The 25,816-nt window shown below is 56.7% G+C and carries 27 protein-coding genes and 2 pseudogenes; 8 read left to right on the plus strand and 21 right to left on the minus strand.

The genetic code is table 11. The features are described from left to right. The 14 genes and pseudogenes from B4968_RS21425 to B4968_RS21480 form a co-directional block, all read right to left on the minus strand. The coding region (locus B4968_RS21425; protein WP_162495052.1) for an ABC transporter permease subunit at window positions 1-387 on the minus strand (387 nt) is incomplete at its 3' end. A 4-nt stretch (window positions 388-391) separates the two neighbouring features. Then, window positions 392-1,925, minus strand: a pseudogene (locus B4968_RS21430) (sugar ABC transporter ATP-binding protein). A gap of 11 nt (window positions 1,926-1,936) precedes the next feature. Beyond that, window positions 1,937-3,073, minus strand: a pseudogene (locus B4968_RS21435) (Gfo/Idh/MocA family protein). Further along, entirely contained in the window at window positions 3,073-4,128 is a 1,056-nt protein-coding gene (locus B4968_RS21440) for a sugar phosphate isomerase/epimerase family protein (RefSeq protein WP_083101241.1), read from the minus strand. Before B4968_RS21440 ends, B4968_RS21435 begins: the two are co-directional and overlap by 1 nt. 21 nt (window positions 4,129-4,149) lie before the next feature. Next, a complete protein-coding gene (gene xylA / locus B4968_RS21445; RefSeq protein WP_083101242.1) occupies window positions 4,150-5,445 on the minus strand; it encodes a xylose isomerase in 1,296 nt (431 codons plus the stop codon). A gap of 67 nt (window positions 5,446-5,512) precedes the next feature. Continuing rightward, complete coding sequence (locus tag B4968_RS21450; protein WP_083101243.1) at window positions 5,513-6,550, minus strand: LacI family DNA-binding transcriptional regulator; 1,038 nt, start codon at window positions 6,548-6,550, stop codon at window positions 5,513-5,515. Between the two features lie 312 nt (window positions 6,551-6,862). Further along, on the minus strand, window positions 6,863-8,554 hold the full coding sequence (locus B4968_RS21455; RefSeq protein ID WP_241525917.1) for a TRAP transporter permease: 1,692 nt from the start codon (window positions 8,552-8,554) through the stop codon (window positions 6,863-6,865). Between the two features lie 150 nt (window positions 8,555-8,704). Further along, complete coding sequence (locus B4968_RS21460) at window positions 8,705-9,367, minus strand: TAXI family TRAP transporter solute-binding subunit (protein WP_338153332.1); 663 nt, start codon at window positions 9,365-9,367, stop codon at window positions 8,705-8,707. A 12-nt stretch (window positions 9,368-9,379) separates the two neighbouring features. After that, on the minus strand, window positions 9,380-9,661 hold the full coding sequence (locus B4968_RS25970; protein ID WP_338153333.1) for a TAXI family TRAP transporter solute-binding subunit: 282 nt from the start codon (window positions 9,659-9,661) through the stop codon (window positions 9,380-9,382). 264 nt (window positions 9,662-9,925) lie between these two features. After that, window positions 9,926-10,894 (minus strand): ornithine cyclodeaminase family protein, encoded by a 969-nt coding sequence (locus tag B4968_RS21465; protein ID WP_083101244.1) that lies wholly within the window; start codon window positions 10,892-10,894, stop codon window positions 9,926-9,928. After that, window positions 10,891-11,307: a TRAP transporter small permease gene (locus B4968_RS21470; RefSeq protein ID WP_083101245.1), complete on the minus strand. Its 417-nt coding sequence runs from the start codon at window positions 11,305-11,307 to the stop codon at window positions 10,891-10,893. The genes B4968_RS21465 and B4968_RS21470 overlap by 4 nt, the downstream gene beginning before the upstream one ends. Window positions 11,308-11,454: 147 nt before the next feature. Beyond that, window positions 11,455-11,757 carry a hypothetical protein gene (locus B4968_RS24980; protein ID WP_241525918.1) on the minus strand — a complete coding sequence of 101 codons (303 nt, stop codon included), beginning with the start codon at window positions 11,755-11,757 and terminating at the stop codon, window positions 11,455-11,457. Further along, window positions 11,708-12,361, minus strand: coding sequence for a TRAP transporter substrate-binding protein DctP (gene dctP, locus B4968_RS21475; RefSeq protein WP_241525919.1), 654 nt, complete (start codon window positions 12,359-12,361; stop codon window positions 11,708-11,710). The genes B4968_RS24980 and dctP overlap by 50 nt, the downstream gene beginning before the upstream one ends. Window positions 12,362-12,384: 23 nt before the next feature. Beyond that, complete coding sequence (locus tag B4968_RS21480) at window positions 12,385-13,704, minus strand: TRAP transporter large permease (RefSeq protein ID WP_083101278.1); 1,320 nt, start codon at window positions 13,702-13,704, stop codon at window positions 12,385-12,387. Between the two features lie 73 nt (window positions 13,705-13,777). Between B4968_RS21480 and B4968_RS21485 the strand changes: the two genes are divergently transcribed. The 4 genes from B4968_RS21485 (at window position 13,778) to B4968_RS21495 (ending at window position 15,924) form a co-directional block, all read left to right on the plus strand. Further along, a complete protein-coding gene (locus B4968_RS21485; protein ID WP_083101246.1) occupies window positions 13,778-14,419 on the plus strand; it encodes a helix-turn-helix domain-containing protein in 642 nt (213 codons plus the stop codon). After that, window positions 14,403-14,786, plus strand: a complete 384-nt coding sequence (locus B4968_RS25450; protein WP_139792962.1) for an amidase family protein — start codon at window positions 14,403-14,405, stop codon at window positions 14,784-14,786. Before B4968_RS21485 ends, B4968_RS25450 begins: the two co-directional genes overlap by 17 nt. Then, window positions 14,720-15,208: an amidase family protein gene (locus B4968_RS25455; RefSeq protein ID WP_083101247.1), complete on the plus strand. Its 489-nt coding sequence runs from the start codon at window positions 14,720-14,722 to the stop codon at window positions 15,206-15,208. The genes B4968_RS25450 and B4968_RS25455 overlap by 67 nt, the downstream gene beginning before the upstream one ends. A 113-nt stretch (window positions 15,209-15,321) precedes the next feature. After that, a complete protein-coding gene (locus B4968_RS21495) occupies window positions 15,322-15,924 on the plus strand; it encodes an amidase family protein (RefSeq protein ID WP_083101248.1) in 603 nt (200 codons plus the stop codon). 25 nt (window positions 15,925-15,949) lie between these two features. Here the strand turns inward: B4968_RS21495 and B4968_RS21500 are convergent, their stop codons facing one another. Further along, the gene (locus tag B4968_RS21500) at window positions 15,950-16,567 is read right to left on the minus strand and encodes a glutathione S-transferase family protein (protein WP_083101249.1); all 618 of its coding nucleotides are present in this window, start codon (window positions 16,565-16,567) and stop codon (window positions 15,950-15,952) included. Window positions 16,568-16,664: 97 nt separating this feature from the next. Here B4968_RS21500 and B4968_RS21505 point away from each other — a divergent pair, with 97 nt between their 5' ends. The 3 genes from B4968_RS21505 (at window position 16,665) to B4968_RS21520 (ending at window position 20,259) form a co-directional block, all read left to right on the plus strand. Then, complete coding sequence (locus tag B4968_RS21505; protein ID WP_083101250.1) at window positions 16,665-17,372, plus strand: helix-turn-helix transcriptional regulator; 708 nt, start codon at window positions 16,665-16,667, stop codon at window positions 17,370-17,372. Window positions 17,373-17,742: 370 nt separating this feature from the next. After that, on the plus strand, window positions 17,743-19,113 hold the full coding sequence (locus B4968_RS21515; protein WP_161492634.1) for a PAS domain-containing protein: 1,371 nt from the start codon (window positions 17,743-17,745) through the stop codon (window positions 19,111-19,113). Between the two features lie 33 nt (window positions 19,114-19,146). Then, window positions 19,147-20,259, plus strand: a complete 1,113-nt coding sequence (locus B4968_RS21520) for an ATP-binding protein (RefSeq protein WP_277620980.1) — start codon at window positions 19,147-19,149, stop codon at window positions 20,257-20,259. Between the two features lie 73 nt (window positions 20,260-20,332). Here B4968_RS21520 and B4968_RS21525 read toward each other — a convergent pair whose 3' ends face one another. Beyond that, the gene (locus B4968_RS21525; protein WP_083101254.1) at window positions 20,333-20,905 is read right to left on the minus strand and encodes a TetR/AcrR family transcriptional regulator; all 573 of its coding nucleotides are present in this window, start codon (window positions 20,903-20,905) and stop codon (window positions 20,333-20,335) included. Window positions 20,906-21,006: 101 nt separating this feature from the next. Here B4968_RS21525 and B4968_RS21530 point away from each other — a divergent pair, with 101 nt between their 5' ends. Then, window positions 21,007-21,573 carry a carboxymuconolactone decarboxylase family protein gene (locus B4968_RS21530; protein WP_083101255.1) on the plus strand — a complete coding sequence of 189 codons (567 nt, stop codon included), beginning with the start codon at window positions 21,007-21,009 and terminating at the stop codon, window positions 21,571-21,573. An 89-nt stretch (window positions 21,574-21,662) separates the two neighbouring features. On the opposite strand, the gene B4968_RS21535 is transcribed toward B4968_RS21530, so the two are convergent. The 5 genes from B4968_RS21535 to B4968_RS21555 form a co-directional block, all read right to left on the minus strand. Further along, a complete protein-coding gene (locus tag B4968_RS21535) occupies window positions 21,663-22,943 on the minus strand; it encodes a putative bifunctional diguanylate cyclase/phosphodiesterase (protein WP_083101256.1) in 1,281 nt (426 codons plus the stop codon). Between the two features lie 46 nt (window positions 22,944-22,989). After that, window positions 22,990-23,541: a hypothetical protein gene (locus B4968_RS21540; RefSeq protein WP_083101257.1), complete on the minus strand. Its 552-nt coding sequence runs from the start codon at window positions 23,539-23,541 to the stop codon at window positions 22,990-22,992. A 6-nt stretch (window positions 23,542-23,547) separates the two neighbouring features. Further along, window positions 23,548-24,372 carry a PstS family phosphate ABC transporter substrate-binding protein gene (locus tag B4968_RS21545; protein ID WP_083101258.1) on the minus strand — a complete coding sequence of 275 codons (825 nt, stop codon included), beginning with the start codon at window positions 24,370-24,372 and terminating at the stop codon, window positions 23,548-23,550. Window positions 24,373-24,538: 166 nt separating this feature from the next. Further along, window positions 24,539-25,204, minus strand: a complete 666-nt coding sequence (locus tag B4968_RS21550; RefSeq protein WP_139792964.1) for a GntR family transcriptional regulator — start codon at window positions 25,202-25,204, stop codon at window positions 24,539-24,541. A 206-nt stretch (window positions 25,205-25,410) separates the two neighbouring features. Continuing rightward, complete coding sequence (locus B4968_RS21555; protein WP_083101260.1) at window positions 25,411-25,815, minus strand: ectoine synthase; 405 nt, start codon at window positions 25,813-25,815, stop codon at window positions 25,411-25,413. Window position 25,816 lies beyond the last annotated feature (1 nt).

Raw genomic sequence — 25,816 nt, forward strand, 5'->3', positions numbered from 1 at the left:
GGGGATCAAAAACCCGTTCAACATCCCCGCAAGTATGCCCGCAACCAGTGCCACAACCATGCCAAGCAGGACAATCGGCACCCCGACCCCCATCGACGGCAGCGCTGCATTCATCACCAGGATCATAAGGCCCGCAATAAAGGCCGCCATAGATCCAACAGACAGGTCGAGCCCACCTGCGGTAATAACAAAGGTCATACCAACAGCGATGATGCCGATAAAGGCAGACCGTGCCAGAACATTGGTGATATTGGCCGCGCCAAGAAAGTTCGGATTCATCAGGCCGCCGATGACAATCAGCACAATCAGCGCCAATAGCGGCCCGAGCACGGCCATTGACGGCAGTTTGCGCGCAGTTTGGCCCGATGTGGTGGTGGTATCTGTCATTTGCTCAGGCTCCTGCCATCTCGGCGGTGGGGGGACGTGCCGTGGTGGCGCTAAGGCCCATGGACAGGCGCACGATGGCATCCTCTGTGATATCGCCTTGCGCCAGCTCGCCCTCAATCTGCCCCTGCCGCATCACCAGAATGCGGTCAGCCAAGCCGATAAGTTCCGGCATCTCGGAGGAGATCATGATCACCGCGACCCCCTGTGCGGCAAGGTCGCGTAAGAAGACATAGATCTGTTGCTTGGTCCCGATATCGATGCCACGTGTCGGCTCATCGACAACCAGAATGCGCGGCTCGGACAGCATGACCTTTGCAAGGAGCAGCTTTTGCTGATTGCCTCCCGACAGGTTGCCGACCGTCACGTCGCGGCTGCCAGCCCGGATATCAAAGTCCTCAATTGCGCTGTCCAGCGCCCGCTCTTCCGAGCGTTTGTCGATAAGCCAGGTGCCAAATTTAGATAGGGTCTGCAGGGTGAGGTTCTCGCGCATGCCCCAATTCAGCAGTAGCCCGCGCAGTTTCCGGTCTTCTGTCAGATAGCACAGCCCACGTTTTTGCGCGTCCCCTGGCGTCTTGATCTGCAGGTTTTCGCCAAAGAGCAGGATCTGCTCTGCCAGTGCAGGGCGCAAACCGCATAAGCCCTCCATCAGCTCTGTGCGCCCCGATCCAACCATGCCGCCTAACCCCAGTATTTCACCAGCCTTCAGATCAAACGAGGCCTCTCTGGCAAAGCCCGGAACAGACAGCCCCCGGACCGACAAAACAACACCAGCATCAGGTGCAATAGCCGTTTTGGCGGGGTAGAGATCAGAGACATCACGCCCGACCATGGCCCTGGCCATCCGGTCTTCATCAATCTCCGAGGTGGGACCAGTGTGAACCACCCGCCCGTCGCGCATGATGCTCACGACATCGGAAATCTCGGCCACTTCGTCGAGCTTATGGGAGGTAAAAAGGATCGCTGTCCCCTGCTCTTTCAGCGCGCTCACTTGCGCCATCAAAACGGCTGTCTCGCGCGTGGTAAGTACGGCAGTGGGCTCGTCCATAATCAGCACCCGCGCATCGCGAGAGAGCGCCTTGGCGATCTCGACCATTTGTTTTTCGGAATTTGACAAAGACGACACCAGAGCATCCGGCGCCACAGCGCATTTCACCCGATCCAGAAAGCTGCGCGTCAGGCTGCGCATTTTGGATGTGTCCAGCAGTAGGCCGCAGCGCAACTCGCGGCCCAGAAAGATATTCTGCTCAACCGTCAACTGCTCTGCCAGGTTAAACTCCTGATGGATCATAACAATCCCAGCGGCCTCGCCGTCGTTAAAGGTCGGCGAAACGGGTCTCATGCCCATCAACAAACAGACGTCCGGAGCTGGCGGGTTGGTATCCGGCTAGTATTTTCATCGTCGTCGATTTACCGGCACCATTCTCGCCGATCAAAGCCTGCACCTCGCCGCGGCGCAACGTCAGATCGATATCGTGCAGCACCTCAATCCGGCCAAAGCTTTTGCTCACGCCAGAGAGGGAAAGGACAGCTTCAGACATGACTTCGGACATTACAGTGTCACCCAAGCGGCGTCTTGTTGCGAGGACGTGACGCAGGCGTTGATAAATGCCATGCCAGCCATGCCAGCGGCGATGCCCGGCAATTGGCCCATGGCAGTTTCACGCGATGCACCGGACTGCCTGGCACGGATGGCGTCAGCCGCCTCGCTATAGAGAGTTGCGAAGCCTTCAAGATACCCTTCGGGGTGGCCGCCCGGGATGCGACTGACCGCGGCGGCGGCGGCATTGGCGCCAGATCCGCCGCGCGTGATCAGACGTTTGCAGCCCCCTAATGGGGTAAACCACAGATAGTTTGGATCCTCCTGCGACCATTCCAACCCGCCCTTGCGGCCATAAATGCGCAGGCTTCAGAGCGTTCTCATTGCCCGGCGCAACCTGCGAGGACCACAGCATACCGCGCGCACCACCGCCAAACCGCAACAGCACATGGGCATTGTCGTCCAGTTGGCGGCCTGCGCCAAAGGCCTGCAAATCTGCTGCGAGGCTTTGCACCGACAAGCCACTGACAAAACAGGCCAGATTATGGGCATGCGTACCGATGTCACCCACCGAGCCACCGGCGCCAGAGCGGCTGGGATCGGTGCGCCATTCGGCCTGCTTCAGGCCCTCGTTTTCCATCGGTTCGGTCAACCAGTCCTGCGGGTATTCCACCTGAACCCCGCGAATATCGCCTAATTCGCCCGCCTCGATCATGGCGCGAGCCGCCGGATCATGGGATAGCCCGTGTAGTTGTGTGTCAGAACAAACAGCGCATCAGTGGACGCAACCGCCTGCTGCATTTTCGCGGCATCCTCCATCGTCGAGGTCAGCGGCTTGTCGCAGATCACGTGAATGCCTCTGGCCAAAAACGCCTGCGCGGCGGCAAACTGCACGTGATTTGGCGTCACGATGCTGACAGCCTCGATACCATCCTCGCGACTGGCCTCGGCCTCGGCCATTTCAGTAAAACTGCCGTAGGAGCGCGCGATCCCCAGCGCCTCTGCACTGGCGGCGGATTTTTCTGGTGTTGAGGACAGCGCCCCCGCCACCAGCTCGAACCGATCATCAATACGGGAGGCGATGCGATGCACCCCGCCGCTAAAGGCGTCATTGCCACCACCCACCATGCCCAAACGAATACGTGCCATCAGTCGATCCCCAGCATTTTGCGGTTTGCAGCCAGATCGGTGCCACCATCTGCAAAGTCATCAAAGGCACGTTCCGTGACCCGGATAATGTGGTCTTTGACGAACTGCGCGCCTTCGCGGGCGCCGTCCTCGGGGTTCTTGATGGCGCATTCCCATTCAACCACGGCCCAGCCGTCAAAATCATTTGCCGCCATCTTGGAAAAGATCGCGGCAAAATCGACCTGCCCATCGCCCAATGAGCGGAAGCGACCGGCGCGATCGACCCAGGGCTGATAGCCCGAGTACACACCCTGCCGACCCGTCGGGTTGAACTCGGCATCCTTCACATGGAACATGCGAATGCGGTCTTTGTAGATGTCGATATTGTCGAGATAGTCGAGGCACTGCAGCACATAGTGGGAGGGATCATACAGCATGCAGGCGCGGTCATGATTGCCAGTGCGCTCAAGGAACATCTCATAGGTCACGCCGTCATGGAGATCTTCGCCGGGGTGGATTTCGTAACAGACATCGACGCCGCAGTCTTCGGCGTGGTTGAGGATGGGCAGCCAGCGGGCGGCCAGCTCATCAAACGCCGTCTCCACCAATCCGGCAGGCCGCTGTGGCCATGGGTAGATATAGGGCCAGGCCAGCGCGCCCGAGAAGGTCGCATGCGCCCCAATGCCCATATGTTTAGAGGCCGTCAGCGCCATTTTCACCTGATCAACGGCCCATTGCTGGCGCGCTTCGGGATTGCCCTGAACTGAGGGTGCGGCAAAGCCATCAAAAGCCGTGTCATAGGCCGGGTGCACCGCGACCAGCTGACCCTGCAGGTGGGTAGACAGCTCCGTCACCGCAACGCCATTTTCCGCCGCCTTCCCTTTGAATTCATCGCAGTAGTCTTTGCTGTCTGCCGCCTTTGCGAGATCAATCAGTCGGTTGTCCCAGCTGGGAACCTGCACCCCTTTGTAGCCGCAATCCGCCGCCCATTTGGTGATGCTGTCCCAAGAATTGAAGGGAGCCTCATCACCTGCAAACTGCGCCAGAAACAGCGCGGGACCTTTGATAGTTTTCATGGTTTTCCTCCCTGGCCGCCTTCAGACGAAGCGGTTCACAACGTTTTCCGAGATTTCCTGACGGCCCGAGCGGGGCCGCGGATCAATGCCGTCCGCCTCAACCAAAGCGGCGATCGCCTCTAGATCAGAGGACAACAGCGCCTTGCTGCTGGCAGCGTTCCACCCTGCGTAACGCTCATCTCGCATCGCCTCTAGCGTGCCATCTTGCAGCATTGCAGCGGCGGCCTTGAACCCTCGGGCACAGACATCCATCGCGCCCGCATGCGCCGCAATCAGGTCCTCAGGATCAAGAGACTGGCGCCGCAGTTTTGCGTCAAAGTTGGTCCCACCGGTGGTGAATCCGCCGGCCTTGAGCACCTCATAGTAGGCCAGAGCAACCTCGGGGACATTGTTTGGGAACTGGTCCGTGTCCCAGCCGGATTGGTAATCATTGCGGTTCATATCAATGGATCCGAACAGGCCCAGTGAAGATGCCAGAGCCAGCTCATGCTCAAAGGAATGGCCCGCCAGAATTGCGTGACCCTGCTCGATGTTCATCTGCACTTCGTCCTCCAGCCCGAACTCTCTTAAGAAGCCGTAGACGGTGGCGACGTCAAAATCGTATTGATGTTTGGAGGGTTCCTGCGGTTTGGGTTCCACCAGAATGGCGCCTCTAAACCCGATCTTATATTTGTACTCCACAGCCATCTGCAAAAACCGCCCCGCCTGCTGGCGTTCGCGTTTCAGGTCTGTGTTCAACAGGGTTTCATAGCCTTCGCGCCCGCCCCACAGCACATAGTTTTCGCCGTCCAGTTTATGAGTGGCATCCATACACAGTTTGACCGTCGCTGCCGACCAGGCAAAGACATCTGGGTCGGGATTGGTTGCAGCGCCTGACATGAAGCGACGATGCGAAAACAGATTGGCCGTGCCCCACAAGAGTTTGGTTTTATGGCGCTCCATTTTTGCCGGGAAATAGTCGATGATCTCTTCGAAGTTCCGACGGCTTTCGGCAAATGTCGTCCCTTCGGGCCGGATGTCGGCATCGTGCCAGCAAAAATACGGCACCCCAAGCAGGTCAAACATCTCAAAGGCCACATCGGCCTTGAGCCTGGCCAGCTCCATTGTGTCGCCAAACCAAGGGCGCTCAAACGTCTGCCCGCCAAACAGGTCGCCACCGGGCCAGGCAAAAGAGTGCCAGTAGGCCACGGCAAACCGGAGATGCTCTTCCATCCGCTTACCCATGACAACCTCGTCAGGGTTGTAGTGCCGAAAGGCAGTGCCGGTCCTGCCGGGGTCAAATCGCAAAGGCTCGATGTTTTGAAAGAAATTGGTCATCTGATTGCGTCTTTCGTTCTCAACTGAATTCCATCTCAACAGGCTTGGCTCGAAACAGGCTTGGGTCTTAAGAGCGTTCGTTTGGCAGGTGGCCTCGGACATAAATCGCAGGAATTAATTCAGGCGTCGGCGGCGGTGGCAACTCGTCCACAACCGCCTGCAGCAGAGCCAACGCACGGTTCATCTCGATTTCAGGCCGCTGGTCGATGACAATGTCTATGACACCCTCTTCCAGGGCGGTTCGCACAACACTGGACAAGTCATGCACGATGCAAAAAATCGATGCCGACAGGTCAAGAATACGCACAAGATCCACAACACCCTCGTTGCCGGCTCCGGTATTGTAGATTGCGGTGATATCGGCGTTTTGATCCAGCTGACTGCGCAGCTTGCTCCGCATCACAGCCGACTGGTCCTTGGTCTTGATGACATCCGAAATCTGGATATTTGGGAAATCTGATTCCAGAACCTGACGAAACCCTGTCACGCGGTCAAAATGATCGCGCACATCCATTGCCCCCACAGTCACAACAACACATCCCGCAGCACCACGATGTGCCATGCCAACCAGTCGGGCGGCGGTGCGCCCTGCTTTGACGTTGTCGATGCCGATATAGTGATCGCGACTGCCTTCCGGGCCATCCGACACCAGGGAAACAATATGCACGCCCTCGGCCCGCAGCGCGCCTAAAACACCACTCGCTCCGTCAGCCCCCTGGCCGACAAAGGCGATGCAATCGTATTTCTGCCCCAAAAGACCGGACAGAGCCTTTTCCAAAGCCCCCGCTTCAAAGGCCTCGAATTCAATGATATCACATGAGATCCGCGCAATTTTCAGATGTGGCTGCGACCTGTCGAGCTGCGCGTGCATTCTGCCAAAAAACGTGTGTGAGCGATGAGGCAAAACAAACGCCAGCCGGTGTGGGGAGTTCTTTGACAGCTTTGCCGCAGATACATTGCGAACGTAGCCCAACTGCTCCACCGCCCCCTTGACTTTAAGCACGGATTTCTCCGCGACATTGCCACGCCGGTTCACGACACGATCCGCTGTCGCATAGCTTACGCCGGCCAGATGGGCGACGTCATGAAGTGTTGGATTTCTCACTACTTGCTCCCTAAGCCATGGTAGTTCACCGCTCGCCTGACTTTAGTATTCACACAAAATGATATACGTCAATCATTTTGATCTGTCGAAAATCTCCATATTATTTCACTTTACAACAAGTACTTAAAGGATTGTGGGAATGCACTTCTAGATCTACTGATGATCGACGATCATCTGTCTAGTTCGATTTATTGACGAACCACGAAAGCTCCGCGCGCCACTGATCAAAGCAAAGGAACCTCTATCCCCGGCCATTTACAGGACGATTTTGCAAAGCTTGGAGAACCCGGTTTGGCCGGGTTTGCTGCGGTGCTAAAAACCCAGCAAGGCCCCAAAGCAGGCGCCAACTCCAAGAGCAGATAACACCAGACGGCGGAGCCAACTGGTCTGCCCGATCAAAGCGTATGACAGGCACGACAGGCCAAATCCGACAAGGACAAAGGCAATCAATGCGCCTGCTGTATCGGTTGAGACCTGGATCAAAGCAGGGTTTGCGATCATCGCCAGCGGAATGATGTAGAGCCCAAGGCCAAGCGTCATCGCCGTCAGCCCCACCTTTAGCCAGTTTTCACCGATCATGCCCGCCGCAATGAACACCGCGCCACAAACGGGCGGCGTGATTGTGGAGAGCAGCGCAAACCAGAACACAAACAGATGTGCCTGCAAGGGCTCCAACTCCAGCGCAATCAATGCAGGACCCGCCACAGAGACGCAAATGACATAGGCGGCAGTGGTCGGCACTTCCATTCCCAGCAACAGACATGCCAGCGCCGTGAGCAGCAGTGCCGGCCAAAGCGCGCCCCCAGAGCCCGAGAGGATCACCGAGGTGATTTTGATCCCAAGTCCCGTGATGCCAAGGACGCCAATGATGATCGACGCACAGATGATAAGGGCCGCGATCATAGCGACTTGCTGACCAATCGCGCAGAAAGCCTGCCCCAGGCGTTCGAACCCCTGCGCCAAATTCATCCGTGGCGTGGCGTCAAAAAACAGCGCTGCGGCGCCTGCAAAAATGGCCAGAACAGCGGCATATTGCGGGGTAAACCCCATCGCGAACATCGCGACCAGCAGCACCGAAAACGGTACCAGAAAAAAGCATGAGGTCACAAACACCATACGGGGCGCCGGGCGTTGATCTTCAGGCACAGCTTTTAGCTCAAACCGCTGGGCATAGGCATTGATGCCAACCCAGACAGTCAGAAAATAGAGGATCGCCGGCAGCAGCGCCGCCATCATGATCTGCGTGTACGGCACCCCTGTGAGCTCAACCATGACAAAGGCGCCCGCCCCCATCAGCGGCGGCATGATTTGCCCCCCCGATGAGGCCACGGCTTCAACCGCTGCGGCCAGACGTTTGGGATAGCCAAGCCTAGTCATGGCCGGCAATGTGATCGCGCCCGTTGAGGCCACATTGCCCGAGGCCGAGCCAGAGATCGAGCCAAAGAGCGCGGATGACAGCACCGAGACTTTGGCAGCGCCGCCCGTCAAACGCCCCGCGGCAGCCGCAGCCACATTCATAAACCCCTGCCCGGCTTCACCGGCATTCAACACCGCACCAAAGATCACAAAGATCGCGACAACCCCCACCGAAACGCCGGTGAGACTGCCCCAAAGCCCTCCTTCGGCAACGACAAGCGTGCCCAGAAAACTGCGCAAACGGGTGCCCGCATGGCCAAATTCGCTAGGAATATGCTGCCCTAACAGCCCGTATAAAAGCGCGCTCAGCGCCACCAGGGGCAGTGGCCAGCCAATCATGCGGCGCGCACCCTCCATCGCGATCAGGAGCAGGGTGATGGCAAGAGCCACCTGAAACCCGCTTTCCAAAAACCCATATTGATTGCGCAGCATTTGGTGGTTGAGAGCGATCCAGATACAGCCTGCGACTCCTATGGCGGTGATCACCAAACCAGACCACCATCCGATTGGCGTTTTGGCAGAGTATAAAAACACCCAGGGCAAAATCAGTGCCATGTGCAGCGGGCGCGCCACAAGGTTGGGCACCATCCATAAAAGATCAGCCCAATGTGAAACACGGCCGTTACGGCACCAAGCACGACCCACAGGCGCGCTGTCTTTGGCATAAAACTGGGAAGGATAGTTGTCATGGCATCAAAGCGCCCTGCCCGCGCAGCAAACGAGGGCAAGGCATGCACATCACATATGGTCTGCGTTCAACGCCACGCCAATTTCCTTGTAGTAGCGAATGGCACCTGGATGGATCTGTGTGGTGATATTTCTCAGCATATCAACGGAGACACCTGCCCACCACGGCGCATCCTTGGCCATGTTTTCGCGTGTTTCCCAGAAGGTTTTGGTCAGGGTATAGGCCGCGTCGTCGTCCATCTTCGTGGTCGAATAGGCAACAACCGGAAGCGAGGTTGTGGTGATATCGTTGGTTTGGCCAGTATAGGTGCCCGCCGGGATCGTCAGGCGCGTGCGCTTGGAGGTTTTGATCTGCTCATCATTCAGCGACAGGACCGTGACGCCAGTAGAGGCCGCAGCCTCGATCACATTGGGCGCCGGAAAGGAGCCTGCAGTCACGAAACCGTCAATCTGGCCATTTTTCAGCGCGTTCACCGCATTGGACAGCTCAGAATCCGCAATGGTGACTTTATCCTCAAGACCAAAAAGACCCAGATATTTCGCACCCTCGCGCGCCCCAAACGACCCACTGCCCAGCAAGATCGTCTTGCCTTCCATCTCAGCAAAGCTGGTCACGCCACTTTCAGCCGACATCACGAAATGCATGGTCAATGAGGGGATCGGGAACAGCGCGCGGATCTCGTCAAATACGGGGTCGCCCTTGCCCTCAAACATCGCCTTGCCGCCCTAGGCCAATCCAACAAGCGCAGGTGGTGTGGTGAAAACATAGTCACCGCCGCGTGCCCGCACCTCCATTACATTTTGCCCCGAGCCCTGGCTTTCCTCGACAGTTACAGAGATATCACCGCCTGTCCCGGCCTTCATGGCTTCGGCGATTTGTGCGGCCATCTGGAAATACGACGAACCCGCCTTGGCAGATTTATAGGTGACGCGCGTCTGGGCCGAGGCGCCAGTGGTCATCATCAAGGCAATAGCGGCAGCCGCGCCGACGGATTTCATAAATGTCATAGTTTGTCCCTCCCGATTCATTCAGTTTGAGAATTGTGGTTTACGCAAGCGAATGCAAGCGAGCGAATCCGGGTGCCTTCAGAACCCCATGTTTTTGTGCAGAACCAAAGGGATCCACAAAAGGCGACACCAAAAGTATCCGGAAGTATTATCAAGCTATATCTGAGGCTTACCCCGCGCGCTTAACACCAGATCCCTGCCAGTATGACTGCCAAATGGCGGCGTAGAACAGAGAGAAAAACCGTGCTGCGGCACAGCAGGAAGTTACTGCGCGCGACGCGTCAACGCAGAGCGCAACAACACCTCATGCGCCGCCACCAAATCCTGCAGAATAAGCCCGTGAGATTTATACGCCGTGATTTCACCGGGCGAGACCCGCCCCGGATGACGGCGGCCAAGAACCTCGCCAATTTCCGTAACCGGATAGTCCGCAGGGATCGCCCCCGCCTCTTTTGCCTCCAGAATTTCCCCGGATTCGCGGCTGCTGCTCTCTTGTGAATCCGTGAACATCGTCACGCGGGCAACACCTGCGTCGTCCAGCTCGCGCGTGGCCGCAAGGCTGGCTCCCACCAGATTGATATGCTGCCCCGGCTCCAGCCAGTCGCCGCAAAAGAAGGCTGCCTTTGACGCGGTTGTCGTGTGGATGACATCAGCTCCGCGCACGGCCTGTTGCAGATCAGCCAAACCCACGACCTGTTTTGAACCGGCAGCAAGCCGCTGAACCATGGCTTCGGCCGCGTCAGTGCGGCGTGCCCAGACACGGATCATGGCCTGTGGGAAACAGGCGATGGAGCCTCGCACATGCCACTCTGCCTGCTCTCCTGCGCCGCAGACTGTGATAATTTGCGGATCAATCCTGGCAAGGGTCTGTGTTGCCAGCAGTGACATAGCCGCGGTTCGCAATGCAGTGATCGCATCGGCGTCACAGATGGCAATTGGCCGCCCATCCTTGCTGTCAAACACCACAACAAAGCCCTGATGGCTGGACAGCCCCACCGCCGGCGCGCCGGGAAACAGGCTCAGGACCTTGGCGCCATGCAGCGCCGGGCGCTCCAGACTGCCATACATCAACCCCATGCGGCCCTGATCATTCACCGGCGCCGCAAATCGGGGAGGATGGCTGGCGGTCCTCTCGGACACCGCAATCATTGCCGCGACAAGCGGATCCAACAGATCTGTGATCTCAACCGCAGCAAAAACATCTGCGGCGGAAAATACGGCGGGGCTGGTCATGTAGTGGCCTTACGTTTGGTCAAAATCGCCGCGAGATGCAGCACGATCACAGCGCAGCTGAGCGGCACAATGGCACCGATAAGGGCCATATTCACCCCCATCCCCTGCGACAAACGATTGCTGCTGCGCCACAAAAAGCCGCGCTCAAAATTCATGTTAGGGCCATAAAAGGAATAATACAGGATGGGCGACAAAAATATCAGCACCGTCAGGGCAAAAACCACCTTATTCCAAAGGCCTCTGTCTTCGGGATTGACCTGTACAACCGTTGGGTCAAGACGGCGCTTAAAGGCGCAGGTCGCCCCCAGCAGTCCGGCCCAGATCATCAGGTATCTTGCCAGCTCTTCGGTCCAGCTAAACGGGTAGTCAAAGCCATAGCGCGCCCAGATCTGCAACAGCACCGTAAGAGCCATGCCGATCAACGCCAGTTTTGCTATGAACAGGCAAGCGCGGTCGACCTGCGCGCTTGCCTTGATGGATAAGATCTCTCACCGTGTTTTGGCCGCGAGCGCCCGAAAGGCCTCAACCGAGGCGGCAGGCATAAGGCCAGCCCAGGCCGGTTAGCTGCGGGTTTTCAGATCTGCCAGCGCCTCGGGCGACATGGTAGAGATGGTCACGCCGGATTTCTCCAGACCGGCCAGCTCACCTGCTGCAGCCTTTGCCGTCCAGGCGCGGTTTTTGACATTGGCCTGCTCCACCGCCTCATCCACCTTTGCCTGATCCGCGTCGCTGAGATCGGCGTACCAGTCTGCAGACATCAAGGCCGAGCGGAACGGCGTGCCGGCACCAATATCGGTGTAATGTTTGAGGAATTCAGTATGGCGGAAGATCAGCGCCACCACCGGCGGGTTGTAATAATCCATCGACAACCCCCTGCTGCACCGCACCGGCAAATTCAGGCATATCAACCACCGCCCCCTGCACGCCCCAGTTTTTAAAAAGCTCAATTTGAGTGGCATCAATCGCCCGCAGCCGCAAATTGGCCATGTCTTCCACCTTGGTCACAGGTGTATTGGCGTTGAAAACACCCATGGTGCCGCCAAGCCCCGGCAGACCTGCGATCTTGACGCCCTGCCCTTGCATCGCGACTTTGATCTCATCCAGCAGATCACTTTGGGTGTCCTGTGTGGCGCGGAAAAAATGCTCCATATCGTCAAACATGTAAGGCGCGATAAAGCCAAGAATGCGGGGGTCTACCTCTTTGATCATCACAAAATTGGTCAGGCCAAACTGCACCAGACCCTGGCTCAGCTGGTCGACAACTTCGGGATCCTTGCCCAGTGCGCCGCTGGCAAAAACGCTGGCCTCCATCCCCTGCTCACGCAGACCAGCCGCCAGATCTTCGGCATAGACATAGTCTGAACAGGCATCTACCGGCGGGCAGCCAACGGCAATCTTGATATCATCCGCCCAGAGCGGCGCCGCCGTCAACAGGGTTGTGGCCGCAGCAAACAGAACATGTTTCATGATAGTCTCCCTTATGTGTCTTATTATGGAATGAGCCCCAATACCCGTGGCAGGGTGAGGGTAATTGCGGGATAGAAAATCAGCAGGATGAGCAGGGCGATCTGCACTGCAAGAAAGGGCAGGATAGCGAGACAGAGCCGCATATAGGTGACGCCGCTGGCGGTTGAGATCACCATAAGACAGCCGCCAAAGGGCGGCGAAATCAGGCCCAGCGTCAGGTTCAGGCAGCTAACCACGCCAACATGTACCGGATCCGCCCCCCCAATGATCGCCGCCGGGATCAGGACCGGCACCAGCAAGACCAGCGCCATGGCGATATCTATCACCATACCAGCCAAAAACATCACCCCACTGGCAATCAGGAAATAGGAGGTGCTGTTCAGACCCAGATTTTGCACCATGGCGCCGATCTGATCCGGCACTTTCAAAATGCCCATCAGGTAGCCAAACACGGCCGCCGCAAACAGGATCATAAAGATTGACCCGGTCAGCATGACTGTTCGTTCTACCGCGCCAGAGGCGAGATTGGCAGAGATCCTGAAAGCGCCAACAAGACCATTTTGGTCCCAGCAGGCATAAAGAAACACAAGGCAAAGCGTGATCGCCACCGCAAGGCCGGCAGCCTCCGTGGGGGTCACGATGCCAAAAACGATACCCGACACGATTGTGACAGGGATCAGCAGGGCCGGCAGAGCGCGCAATACTGTGGGTTTTACAGCTGGCAGGGTTTCTGCCGTGCCGCCGGGATGGTCCTCTTTGCGGGCAATCCAAAAGTTATAGCCCCCAAGGAAAACCGCCATCAACAGGCCCGGAACGATGCCGCCCGCAAACAGGGCGGCTACCGAGACATTCATCAAGGCCGCGTAAAATATCATCACGATGCTCGGCGGAATAATGGGACCAATCACGCAGCTGGCGGCTGTCAGTGCGGCGGCAAATTCAGTGCAATATCCCCGCTCGCTCATGGCAGGCACCAATGTGTTGGTGGTGGCAGCGGCATCGGCCACGGCAGAGCCGGAAATTCCTGCCAAAAACACGCTGGAGGCGATATTCACATAGCCAAGCCCGCCCTTTAGCCTGCCCACCAGAAGCATCGCAAGATCAATCAAAACCCGTGTGACGCCGCCTTTGGTCATGGTCTCGCCGGCCAGAATAAACAGTGGCATGGCGAGAAAGGTAAAGACGTCGATCTGGCAAAAAACCCGCTGCGGCAGGATGCCCAGATAGGCGGCATGATCCGTCAGAACAAAGGCCAGAACGGCCGCCGCACCCGCCACATAGCTGATGGCGACACCTGACAGCACAGCTGCCAAAGCAAACAGAGTAAGCAAGATCCAGGCCATTTGTTCTCCTTGTCCACAGGATCGTTTGATGATAGGAAAAAAGTCAAGAAAATTTTCGTATCGGAAAATATCCATGTCCAAAACCGAGACTCCCGAGACCTTCAAAGACAAGCGCGCCGCCTTTGGCGCCATGGTGCAAAGCCTGCGACAATCGCAAAATCTGACATTGAAGCAGGTCTCCGAGGCCTCTGGCCTGGCGCTGTCGACAATTTCGAAGATCGAAAATTCAAACCTCTCTCCGACCTATGACGTGATGCTCAAACTCGCCGCCGGGCTGGATACCGACATAGTCTCGATCCTGGACGGGGCCTCGGCGCAAACCCCGAAATCATCGCCCACAGGCAGACTAAGCGTCTCGCGCCGATCAGAACTGCCGCGGCTGGAAGCCGAGAACTATGTCTTTGAACCCATGGCAACGCAGCTGAAAAATCGCCTTATTGATGCGACCTATGCGACCGTGACTGCGCGCGACATTTCGGAATTTTCCGCCCCTATCCGCCACAGCGGCGAAGAGCTGGTGATTGTGCTGTCTGGCGCAGTTGAGCTGCACTCTGATCTCTACGAGCCCATCCGGCTTGAGACCGGCGATAGCGTTTATTACGACGCCGCCATGGCGCATGCCTATGTCTCGGTCAGTGATGCGGACGCGGTGATCCTGAATATTGTGTCAGGCGCAAATATGACCGAGGAGATGATGAATGCTAAATCGCGATGAATGGCTGAACTATGATCTGGTCGGACTGGCCGCTCTGGCAAAGGCCGGCGAGGTATCACGCCGCGACATTCTGCTCTCTGCCATCGCACAGATCGAGGCGCAGAACCCGGCGATCAATGCGGTTGTCCTCACCCAGTTCGAAGAAGCCCTGGACGCGCTGGACAAAACCGCTGAGGTCTCGCGGTTCACCGGCCTGCCCTACCTGCTGAAAGATCTGCACGCCCCAGCCAAGGGCATGCCGCTGTCCAATGGCAGCGAGATGTTTCGCGGCACAGACATGGGGTTTGACTCCACCACACGGTGTCCCGCCTGCGCACGGCTGGATTTGGGCTGCTGGGCCGCACTGCCTCGCCTGAATTTGGCCTGACCATCACCACGGAAAGCAAGGCCTGGGGGAAAACCCGTAATCCCTGGAACACGGATCTGAGCGCAGGTGGCTCCAGTGGCGGTGCAGCAGCAGCCGTCGCCAGCGGCATGGTTCCCGCCGCCCATGCCACCGACAGCGCGGGCTCGATCCGGATCCCTGCGGCCTACAATGGGCTGGTCGGGGTGAAAACGACCAGAGGCGTCAATGCAATTGGCCCGCACCGGGGCGATCCCAACTTTGGCATGAGCCACGAACATGCGGTAACCCGCACGGTGCGCGACTGCGCCGCTCTGCTGGATGTCACCTCAGGCCCTGATCAGGGCTGCCCCTATTTCACCGCCGCACCAGAGGGCGGGTTTGAGGCCCTGCTGAAGGGCGCGCCCCGCAAGCTGCGCATTGGGATTTCTGCGCGATCGTTTTGACGGCAAGGCGATCCATCCCAGCAGCGCTGAGGCCGTCTCCATCACCGCGCAACAGCTGATCGACCTTGGCCTGAGAGGTCGAAGAGGCCCGGCCTGATTTCGACTTCGCCGAGATGACCTCTCAGGCCTTTCGCCTGCTTGTGAGCTCGCTGGCTGGCTTTTTCCCGCCTGAATTTGCCGCCGGACCAATGCAGGGCTTTGAGCCGATGACCCAGCGCACCATGCGCTACGCCGCCGGGGTATCGTTGCATCAATACCTCGCCCGGGCCGCCGCAGTGAACACCGAGGTGCGCAAGATGAGCGCCTTCTTTGACCGCTATGATATTCTGTTGACCGCTGCCACAAACGGTCCGGCGCATCCTCTTGGACTGGCCCATCTGGATCAGGAAATGGAGTTTGATCCCTTTGTGGAACTGCTGCTCGACCTCAGCCCCTTTTCGGTGCCTTTCAATGCCTCGGGCCAACCCGCCATGACCCTGCCGGTACATCAAACCCCGATGGTCTGCCCATTGGTGTGCAGATCGTCAGCGGCTTTGGTCAAGATGGCATCCTGTTCCAACTGGCGGCGCAACTCGAAGCCTCATCGGACTGGCAAACCCTGGCGCCCGACCCGGCATAACTGCGCGCAGCATAACTCTGCACAGCATAACTCTGCACAGCATAACTCCGCAGATGGACTGATAGGGCTTAGCGTCCCAAACGCCCCTAGGGTATGATGAGTAATCTTTGCTGCGGGGCTGCTTACACCGTAAGAGCTGCAAGGGCTTGTGTTTCAAAAGCCTGTAAACCGGCGCAATCTTGCGCGGCCTCAACCCGTTTGAGCCAGGCTTTGACCGCCGGGGCCTCTGGTGCGAGATCTGGTGCCCACTGAAAGGCGGAACCCATAATAATATCCGCAATGGTGAGTTTGCCTCCGACAAGGTAGGCATTGTCACCCAGGCCAGAAACAATCTGCGCACTCACCTCGGTCATTGTGCGGAAATTGCTTTTGAGAACCGGGTGATCCAGTTTGGCAAACTGTGCCACCATGGCAGGCTCCAACACGCCACAATAGTAGCTCATCCAGGACAGGAATGCCCCGCGCCCCGCGCTCTGTGGCTTGATCCCTAAGGGGTATCCGAACAGCTCATCAAGATACATCATGATAGCAGCGCTTTCGCGAATGGTCTCACCGTCATCGGTCACCAAAAACGGCACCTTCCCTTCGGGATGAGGATTGTTTGGATCACTGCGACCGCTGCCATCGCCGCGAACGACATCAACAATGACCACTTTGATCTGGTCGAGTTTTCCCATCAGCATGAGCTGGGAAATAACCCGCGAGGAGCGGGAGTGCGGCGAGTGATAAAGAGTTGGCATGTCATGCGACCTTTCAAAACCTGATTGATGTTGGTGCGGCACCTATGGCACCAGCATCCTGCCAAATTCTGTCAGGATGTTTTGCGTAGAGTACCCCATGGCCAAATCAGACCGCCTTTTCCGCCTGCTTCATCTCATTCGGGGACTGACCCCTCCGGTGACCGCTGCCCGGCTGGGCGCTGCGATGGAGGTCTCGGAGCGCACGATCTATCGGGACATCGACAGCCTGCGGGCTGCAGGTGCGCGGATCGAGGGCGAAGCGGGACTTGGCTATACCATGATCGAAGACCCTGCGTTGCCGCCACAGACATTTACGCAAATTGAGATCGAAGCGCTCACTCTTGGCCTGTCTGACGTCAGTCAACGCGGCGATGTTGATTTAGCGCAGGCCGCTAAAGATGCCTTGACCAAAATTCTTGCGACGCTACCTGAACGCCAACAGCGCCAGGCGATGCATGCCGTAAACCTGGTGCACCGGTTCAGCACGCCTGTTGTGGCCAGCATTGACATGACACTCCTGCGCGAGGCGATGTGGGCTGAAGAGGCGCTTGATATTGGCTACAAGGACCGGGAGGGTATCGCGACGCAACGGCGTATTTTTCCCCTGGCGATTTCGTACCACGACAGGGCTGTGATGCTATTGGCATGGTGTTGCCTGCGCGCAGATTTTCGCATGTTCCATGTCACGCGCATTGAAGGCTACGCACAGAGTGGTGAAAGCTATCGTCCCCAACGCGTGTCTTTGCTGCGGCAGTACATCGCCAATCTAAAAGCGCGCAAAGAGCCGATAAATCCTAATAAATAAACACATTTTTATTTTGCACTTCACCAATGGGTTCCGTCGGAATGACAGCGTGATTTTTCGAGACCCTTTTCTTGCCTCCAGTTCAACCGCCATTCGTGCCTCCATTCATGTCGCCAGTTCAGCCGCCATTTGTGCCTCCATTCATGTCGCCATTTGTGCCGCCATTTGTGCCGTCTGGCCAGAGATCGTCGGGGAGAGGACGCAAAGGTTCGGGGTTTTTAGAGGTGGCTGTTTCCTCCGTAAAAGCAAGACTGTTGTGTAAAATTGCCAAGTTTGTAAGAGTTCCAAAGGTTGCTGTCTGGCCGCTTTGGTTCGTCATGAAGAGTAGAGAGAAAAAGTGTTCTCATTTTTACTGCAAAGCCTTACGTCGTTGTCGCTGGCAGGTGTGCTGGTTTACGTCACTCTATCAAATGCCCGACTGAAAAACCAAAGAGTAACACAACAGGTTTTGCTTGGCCTGTTTTTCGGGCTTTCGGTCATCTCTCTGGCAATGTCCAGCATCGTGGTGGCGCCATTTACCACTCCGTTTGATGCCAGGTCCGGGCCGCTGATCTTTGCGGGCTACCTTGGTGGGCCAGTCGGCGCTTTGATTGCTGGGCTGATGGGCGCGTTTTACAGGCTCTGGCTTGGAGGCCCTGCCCCAATGACAGACGTCTTTATGACCCTCTCCATTCCGGTTGTTGGGCTCGCAGTCAGCTATCTGCGCCCGCTGTCAACCTGGCCGGAAACAGAAAAAACGGCAATTGGCTGGCTCGTGCTTGGATTTGCGCTGCTGCACATACCACCCTTCTTATTTCTCGCGAATACCATGTCCTCCCCTGCCCCATATGCGACGCTCGCCCCGATCACGTTGGGATTTATCGGCAGTGGCACATTGGCTATTCTCATCACCTGGCAAATCATAAATTTCGCAGTCCGCGCAGCGATGCATGCCAACCAAACCGCCGAGGTGGCGAACAGGCTAGACCTGGCCATGCGCGCCTCCGGCGTGGGCATGTTCGTTCAGGAGCCGGGCGAACCCGGGACCTACTATGACGCCGGAATGATCCAAATGCTTGGGCTGGACAGAGAACCGGGGATAGTTTCATTCTCAGAATTGGAACCGATGATCCACCCGGATGATTTAAAGCGCATACGGGAAGACATGAAGCAATCATGGGCGGGAGGCCTGCTGCAGGGAAAGGCCGATTTTCGGGCAATTCGCAAAGACGGAACTCTTCTGTATATCCGCTCGACCTGGCAGGCAGAGCTGGATGCAAAAGGCAAGGTCAGACGCGTTACCGGTATGAATGCTGACCTGACAGACATCCGCGACGCACAGACGCGCGCGCAAAATTCACGCGAGCACCTGACCTCGATCGCCGAAAAGCTGCCAGGCGCATTCGTCGACTATGACGTAACCGACTGGAACAATCCTAAACTTATCTACATCAGTCCCAAATGCGTCGATATCTGGGGCTACACCGACGAAGAGCTGCTTGCCGACCAGTCCCTGCTTGCCCAGATGCACGACCCCGACGATCTCGGCCCGTTCCTAAAAGCGATAAAAGAGGCCGGGGAGACAAATTCGCCCCTCCGCTACCGCTACAGGATCACAGCGCGCGACGGGCATTCCCGATGGCTGGACTTTTACGGCAACTTCACAACTGAAAACGGCAGGACCCTTGTGAAAGCGATTTCCCTCGAGGCAACACGTGAAGTTCAATTGCAGCAAAAAATGGAGAAAGAACGCGAGATATAACGCAGGGCGCAAAAGAATGAAAGTATCGGACAACTGACCGGCGGCGTGGCGCATGACTTTAACAATCTTCTGGCAGTGATCCTCGGAAATCTTGAGCTGCTTCGCGAAATCGAAACGTCCCCGGTTCAGAATGAGATGATCGATGCGGCAATTTCTGCCGCCCTGCGCGGCGCCGATTTAACCAAAAACATGTTGGCCTTCGCACGTCAGGCTCCGCTCACTCCAGTGGTGCTGGATCTCAATAATGTGGTGCGCGAAGCCAAGAACTGGATGGCCCGCGCGCTGCCGGCAAGCGTCGAGATCGAAGCCTCGCTCCTTGCGGGGCTGTGGCCGATCGAAGCTGACCGTTCTTCTTTGGAAAGTGCTCTGTTGAACCTGGCTCTGAATGCGCGTGACGCAATGGAAGGGCACGGGAAACTCACAATCGAGACTGCCAATGTCCGGATCGATGAAACCTATATCGACCTGCGGCAGGAAGAGTTAACGCCTGGCCGCTATGTGATGCTGGCTGTGGGGGATAATGGGCCCGGCATTCCGGCCAAGGTCATCGACTCGATTTTTGAGCCCTTCTTTACGACGAAACCGCCGGGCGTGGGATCCGGCCTTGGGCTGTCAATGACCCTCGGCTTCATGCGACAATCGGCTGGGACCGTGCAGGTCTATACAGAACCCGGTGAAGGCACGACATTCAAACTCTATTTCCCTGTCTCGAAAACGGAATTGACACCCCCTCTCAACCCTATGATTGATAATGGTAAAGCGTCAGGCGGTGGCAAAAAAATACTTGTTGCAGAAGACGAAGACGCCGTTCGCGCCACACTGGTCACCATTTTGGAACTGGCGGGATATCAGGTTACGGCAACCCCCTCTGGCGACGCCGCGTTTGCGGCTTTTGAGGCCGACCCAACTTTTGATCTCTTGCTGACCGATATCGTCATGCCCGGAAAACTGCAGGGAACTGGTCTTGCCAAAGCGCTGAGAAAGCGTTGGCCGCACCTGCCAGTTCTGTTCATGTCAGGCTATGCCAGAGAGGCAACAGTGCACGGAAACGGGTTAAGACCGGAAGATATTCGACTGATGAAACCGGTCCAACGTGCGGATCTCCTCGCTGCCGTCCACAAGGCCGCCAGCAACACCAAAGACTGACGCAGAGCATGCCCCGGCAGGTCGCCCCAGGAGGTGGCTCTACAAATTTAGGCTTCGCATCTGGGCACCGCTTCTAGATGCGGGTCAAACCGTCTGCAATTTCCTGGGCGATTGCCTTGGCGTCGACGCCGTCGCGTTCTGCCGAGACCCGCAGACCCAAAAGGTCAGACTGATACCTGCGCGCGAGACTTTTCGGGCTATGATCGCGGCCAATCTCTCCGGCGGACTGCGCCTGTTGAAACAGCTCTGTGAATTGCCCTTCCATCTTCAGAAGATGCAGGTTTGCTTTGTCGGCCAAGGGGTGATTATGCGCGGTCAGCTCAAGCAGTGTCTTGGACAACATACAGGCCTTGGCGGGGGCGTCAGCGTTGCTGATCGCCATTTCCGGAAAACGCTGCAGCGCTTTGAGCGGGCCGTATTTTTGCGCCAACTCTTTGAGCCTCTCGGCGCCATCCTTTGCATATTTGTCCATTGCCAGCTCGAACAACGCGTCCTTTGATCCGAATGCCGCGTAAAAGCTGCCGGGCTTCATCTGCAAAACGGCTTCCAGGTCTTTCAACGAGGTGCCCGCCCAGCCACGCCGCCAGAACAGGTCGCGGGCACGGTCAATCAGCTCGTTACGGTCAAAGTTCGGTTTGCGGGGCATTGGATCACCAAATGTTGAATGATCACTCAAATATATACTTGAGTGATCGCTCAAGAAAGCCTAAACGACAGTGAGTGACACTTTAGGAAAGGCCGACCAAAATGACATTCCCATCCCACGATCAGGATTCTGCCCCCGAAGCCTCAAAGCCGCTGCTGGCACAGTCGCAAAAGGCCTTTGGCCGTTTGCCAGGGCTGCACAAGGTTCTGGCCGAAAGCCCCCAGGCCTATGAAGGCTATCAGTTGCTTCACAAGCTGTTCACCGAGACCGATTTTGATGCCGACGAGCTGACGGTTGTCTGGCAGTCGATCAACGTCGAGCATGCCTGCCACTATTGCGTTCCGGCCCACACTGGGATCGCCAAAATGATGAAGGTTTCGGACGACATCACAGAGGCGCTGCGCAACGAAACCGCACTGCCCACCGCCAAACTTGAGGCGTTGCGCGCCTTCACGGTTCAGATGGTACGCGAGCGCGGAAACGTATCTCAGGCGCAAATGAAAGCGTTCTTTGACGCAGGCTATGGTCATCGTGCGGTCCTCGACGTGATCCTGGGTCTGGCCCAGAAAACCATGTCGAACTACGTAAACCACGTGGCTGAAACACCCGTTGACGAAGTGTTCCACCCCCTGGCGTGGAAACGCGGCGACACACCGCTAAAGGTCTAAGGCTGACAAGGGCGCGCTCTGGAGATCCTTGCGGCGCGCCTTTTACCTATAGCGCGCCTGCCGGTGGCGCAAACCAACGGGGCGTGCCCCTAGCCCTTGAGGGTCTCTGCCGCATTCAAAACGTAGTATTTTTCGTTATCTTTCTGAAAGGTATCCCACTCCCAATCTGCCAGAAGCTCGCAAATGGAGGCCGATGGCATGGGCTTGCTAAAGTGGAACCCCTGAACTTCTTTGCAGCCCTGATCTCTGAGCAAATTAGCCTGTTCAATGGTTTCGACCCCTTCTGCATTTGAGGTCATCCCCATGGAAGCCCCCAGTTTGATCACGGCTTCAATGATACTGTCGGCGGCGATACAGGTGCCAAGATCTGTGGTGAAGGATTTGTCGATCTTGATCTTGTCAAAGGGAAAGCGGCGCAGGTAGCTGAGGCTTGAATAGCCGGTGCCAAAGTCATCCATGGCGATCTTGATGCCAAGCTCCTGCAATTCTTTGAGTGTGGAAATCGTCTCATCGGTGTGACTGAGGAGCACGCCTTCGGTAATTTCAATCTCCAAACGCTTTGGATCAACATTTTCAGTCGCAAGCGCGTCCCGAACAGTTTTCACCAGATTGCCCTGACGGAACTGGATCGGTGACACGTTGACCGCAAAGGTAAGATCTGGCCAATCTTTGGCCTGACGGCAGGCTTCGCGGATGACCCAGTCCCCGATCGAAACAATGAGGCCGCACTCTTCGGCCAAAGGGATGAACTGATCGGGAGAAATGAGCCCGTCTGTCTTGTGGTTCCACCTGAGCAAGGCCTCGACACCCTTGATCGTGTTGGTCTGCAAATCGACTTGCGGCTGGTAGTGCAACTCCAACTCGTTTTCAGAAATCGCCCTTCTGAGGCTAACCTCGACCTTTTTGCGTGCGATCAGTGCATCATTCATCTCTTGTTCGAAATGCCTGAACGTGCCGCGTCCGTTGTTTTTGGCGCCGTAAAGCGCCATGTCTGAATGCTGCAACAGTGTCTCGCCGTCGGTATCGTCGCCCGGATTGCGTGTCGAGATCCCAATGCTCACGCCGATAAGGACTTCGTTGCCGTCCAAATCAAACGGCGCAGAGAGAGTTTCAATCAAGCGCTGAGCAAGAACAGAAGACTCCAGAGGAGAGCCAATATTTCTCTGAACGATAGCAAATTCATCGCCACCAAGACGGGCCAGCATATCATTGCTTCTCAGGGTTGCGGTCATCCGCGCGCTTGCCTGGCAGAGCAAATTGTCGCCAGCCGCATGGCCGAGAATGTCGTTTACTTCCTTAAAGTGATCCAGATCGAGGCACAGAACGGCCATGGAGGTCCCATGGCGGTCGACGTCGACAATTGAATGCAAGAGCGAGTCATTGAACAGAGATCTGTTCGGCAGTTTTGTCAGGGGGTCATGGCTGGCGAGAAACAGCGCTTTTCAGCGCCCGCCTCAACAGCTTTAACGGAAATGTCCGCAGAATGAAAAACGCCCCAAAGGAGACAAGGCCGGTGACAAAAAACACCATCAGGGTCCCAATGGCCACATCCCGCAGGCTATGGGTCACCACGAGTTCGCCAACAGGGTTTCCCGCGTCAAACAGGGGCAAGGTCACAGAAACACTAGGACTTGAGACCTGTTCCGGACCCGTTTCCACCACTGTCTCGCCGACAGAGTTCACAACTGTGATTTGGTTGCCTGGTTCGGTATTCTCGATGAATTCGCCTATCCGAAGCGTCTCAAACTGCCACATAGTGGGGTTGCGCCCGATAAGCTGCGAAACGGTTCTGGAGTGTATATTGGCTTCTGCTTCCGTGAGACCCTGTTCGTAGTTTGCGCCGAAATAGTAAAACAATAGCGGCGGGGTAAACGCGAGCGTCATCGAGGGCGTGAATGCCATAATCGTGGCAAACCGAACGATACTCGCTGGCGTTTTTGAGGTGGCCTCAGCAGAAGAAGCGTTCATTTCATCTCACCCCTTAGGTGTGTGATCGGTCGCAGAAAGGATAGATTGTGCTTGTTTTGAAAAAATGAACTCGACAAAGAGCTTCGCCAGATCCGAAGGGTTTTGCGTCTGTACGACAAAGAGTTCTTTAGAATACAATTCAATTTGCGCGAATTCCCCGCTGGATGTCGGGGAGTCATTGTGCGTCAGGATCTTGAGCTGGCGGTTTTCAGTCGCAATTTGTCCCAGGGCCACGACCCCCAAAGATCCTTCTATGGTCTCCAGCATCTCAGCATTTTCCTGATCGTTGGTTGCCCTCACCATTCCTGGTCTTTCCTGAGCGGCGTCCATGGCCACCGCCATGTCGTCTGAAAGGCTGACCAGAATTTTGGTGTCTGTTTCGTTTTTAGGACGCAGGACAACACGGACAGGCTGGCCAGACGGCCATTGCGTAATCTCTCCGGCATACATCTGTTCAAGCTGTTCTAGCGTTATTGTATCAGCCGTGGTCATTTTAGAGGTGACGATGGCTACCGAGGTCGTTGCGTAGAGTGTTGCCTCGGCCCCTTTTTCCGTTTCCGCGGCCTTCAAGGCACGTGAACTCACTGACAGATCAATGGCCCCTGCTGTAAGAGCGCGCACGCCGCCAGAGCTGCCAAGGCTGGGAAGAACCGTGATCGTGGTGCCTTCGTGGGTCTTTTCAAAGGCCTCGGCCAGCAGGGCCATACCGCCCAAAGCCACGCCGGTGCCGCCAATGCGGAGGGTTTCAGCCTGCAGACTGCCGCTCGTGACCATTGCCAGTGAGAAAACAGTTCCTGCGACATGTGCATAGAAAGCCTTGAAACCCATCATTAACTCCAACCAAATTTGATTCTAGCCGAAACTATCGATCAGGTCGCTAAATTCAATTAAGCCTGCTGAAAGGATATGTAGAGTTTAGCGAAACATGGATGCATTTTTGAAATCAGCAAAAAGGCTCTGTTGCCCCCCTGGGACAGTTTGCCAAACAGCGGCCCTTTTAGGGCGCTATCATGCGCGTATAGGCGATCTGATAGTAGGCGGCTGCTTCCAGGTTGTCCGCAGCCAGTGCCGACTGCATGTTACTGACATGGGCCTTCAGGTTTTCGGCAGCCGTCACAAGCCAGGCATGATCTTTTGCCAAAAGGTGGAGTTGATGTCGTGTCGTGCGACCATAGTAGCTTTTGCAGCTCAGACGCAGGGCCTCATTGCTGGTTATCCCGACAAAGGCGTCAAAGGCCTGCATATCAAGCTCGGCAAATGCCGTAATGCTTGGCTGTGCCATCAAACAGGGCAGAGCCGCTTGCAACGCCTCAAAGCGTTCTGCCAAAGGGGTTGAATGCGCGGTGGGATAAATATCAATCACGGCGCGCTCCAGGGTGGAACGCACGACAAAATTCTGGCTCAGATAGGAGGGGTCTAACGCGGTGACAAAGGTTCCGACGCCCTGCCGGGAGTCAATCAGCTCTTCGCTTTCCAGCCAGGCCAGCCCCCGCCGCACAGGCGTTCGGCTGCAGTCAAACTCTTGCGCCAGCGCCGTCTCAGACAGGCGAAACCCCGGAGGGTAGCGCAACGTACAAATGCGAAAGCGTAACGTTTCATAGAGAATGCTCAGCCTGTCCTGCACAGTCTGAGCCGCGTCCAGCTCTCGGGATAGTTTGTTCATTGAGCCATTCCCAACCGGCAAGGCGCCGGCCCCGTAACGCAAGCGGTTGCAACGCCGCAGGAACAGCGCCTGTCATTCCTGCGGCGCCGCGCTGTGCCGGGCGTGTTGCACACTGTATGCGCGCGCCGCATCAATCTGCCGCCCTCTTTGCGATGATCTGCTTATGAAGAAACAAAGGCATACTGCCGGTCGGAGCCGAGCCTCCTTTAGGCGTTTTCGAGCGCGGCTGGGGCGGCGTAAGAGCCGTCTTCGCTGTGGACTTCGGTGCCAGTCACGGGTGGGTTAAAGCAACAGGCCATGATCAATCCTTCGTCTGCGCGCAGAACATGGCGGTCATGTTTGTCCAGCGCATACATCACGCCCTGATGAATGGCATGGGTTTCACCCGTCGCAAGATCGGTGATCGAGCCTATGCCCTGCATGCAATAGACGCTCTCAAAGTGGTTTTTATACTCGAAGGTGTGCTCCGAGCCGGCCTCAAGGAAGGTCACATGAAAAGAGAACCCCATCTTGTCCTCAGCAAGCAGCATGCGCACGCTGGTCCATTTTGCATCGGCCACAACGCGGTTGCGTTCTGTTTTGACGATCTCGTTGAAATCCCGAATGATCATA

It is taken from the genome of Pseudophaeobacter leonis, from assembly GCF_002087335.1.
Taxonomy (GTDB): Bacteria; Pseudomonadota; Alphaproteobacteria; order Rhodobacterales; family Rhodobacteraceae; genus Pseudophaeobacter; species Pseudophaeobacter leonis.

What these genes read in the sequence shown, in the direction of transcription:
- B4968_RS21440 (WP_083101241.1), bottom strand. Translation starts at nt 4,128, where the DNA reads ATGAAAACTATCAAAGGTCCCGCGCTGTTTCTGGCGCAGTTTGCAGGT.
- B4968_RS21545 (WP_083101258.1), bottom strand. Translation starts at nt 24,372, where the DNA reads ATGATGGGTTTCAAGGCTTTCTATGCACATGTCGCAGGAACTGTTTTC.
- B4968_RS21480 (WP_083101278.1), bottom strand. Translation starts at nt 13,704, where the DNA reads ATGGCCTGGATCTTGCTTACTCTGTTTGCTTTGGCAGCTGTGCTGTCA.
- B4968_RS21540 (WP_083101257.1), bottom strand. Translation starts at nt 23,541, where the DNA reads ATGAACGCTTCTTCTGCTGAGGCCACCTCAAAAACGCCAGCGAGTATC.
- B4968_RS21495 (WP_083101248.1), top strand. Translation starts at nt 15,322, where the DNA reads ATGACCTCTCAGGCCTTTCGCCTGCTTGTGAGCTCGCTGGCTGGCTTT.
- B4968_RS25970 (WP_338153333.1), bottom strand. Translation starts at nt 9,661, where the DNA reads ATGACATTTATGAAATCCGTCGGCGCGGCTGCCGCTATTGCCTTGATG.
- B4968_RS21525 (WP_083101254.1), bottom strand. Translation starts at nt 20,905, where the DNA reads ATGCCCCGCAAACCGAACTTTGACCGTAACGAGCTGATTGACCGTGCC.
- B4968_RS24980 (WP_241525918.1), bottom strand. Translation starts at nt 11,757, where the DNA reads ATGGATTATTACAACCCGCCGGTGGTGGCGCTGATCTTCCGCCATACT.
- xylA (WP_083101242.1), bottom strand. Translation starts at nt 5,445, where the DNA reads ATGACCAATTTCTTTCAAAACATCGAGCCTTTGCGATTTGACCCCGGC.
- B4968_RS21470 (WP_083101245.1), bottom strand. Translation starts at nt 11,307, where the DNA reads ATGGCTCTTACGGTGCTGTTGCAGATCTGGGCGCGCTATGGCTTTGAC.
- dctP (WP_241525919.1), bottom strand. Translation starts at nt 12,361, where the DNA reads ATGAAACATGTTCTGTTTGCTGCGGCCACAACCCTGTTGACGGCGGCG.
- B4968_RS21455 (WP_241525917.1), bottom strand. Translation starts at nt 8,554, where the DNA reads ATGGTGCCCAACCTTGTGGCGCGCCCGCTGCACATGGCACTGATTTTG.
- B4968_RS21500 (WP_083101249.1), bottom strand. Translation starts at nt 16,567, where the DNA reads ATGCCAACTCTTTATCACTCGCCGCACTCCCGCTCCTCGCGGGTTATT.
- B4968_RS21460 (WP_338153332.1), bottom strand. Translation starts at nt 9,367, where the DNA reads ATGTTTGAGGGCAAGGGCGACCCCGTATTTGACGAGATCCGCGCGCTG.
- B4968_RS25450 (WP_139792962.1), top strand. Translation starts at nt 14,403, where the DNA reads ATGCTAAATCGCGATGAATGGCTGAACTATGATCTGGTCGGACTGGCC.
- B4968_RS21485 (WP_083101246.1), top strand. Translation starts at nt 13,778, where the DNA reads ATGTCCAAAACCGAGACTCCCGAGACCTTCAAAGACAAGCGCGCCGCC.
- B4968_RS21550 (WP_139792964.1), bottom strand. Translation starts at nt 25,204, where the DNA reads ATGAACAAACTATCCCGAGAGCTGGACGCGGCTCAGACTGTGCAGGAC.
- B4968_RS21555 (WP_083101260.1), bottom strand. Translation starts at nt 25,815, where the DNA reads ATGATCATTCGGGATTTCAACGAGATCGTCAAAACAGAACGCAACCGC.
- B4968_RS21465 (WP_083101244.1), bottom strand. Translation starts at nt 10,894, where the DNA reads ATGACCAGCCCCGCCGTATTTTCCGCCGCAGATGTTTTTGCTGCGGTT.
- B4968_RS21505 (WP_083101250.1), top strand. Translation starts at nt 16,665, where the DNA reads ATGGCCAAATCAGACCGCCTTTTCCGCCTGCTTCATCTCATTCGGGGA.
- B4968_RS21530 (WP_083101255.1), top strand. Translation starts at nt 21,007, where the DNA reads ATGACATTCCCATCCCACGATCAGGATTCTGCCCCCGAAGCCTCAAAG.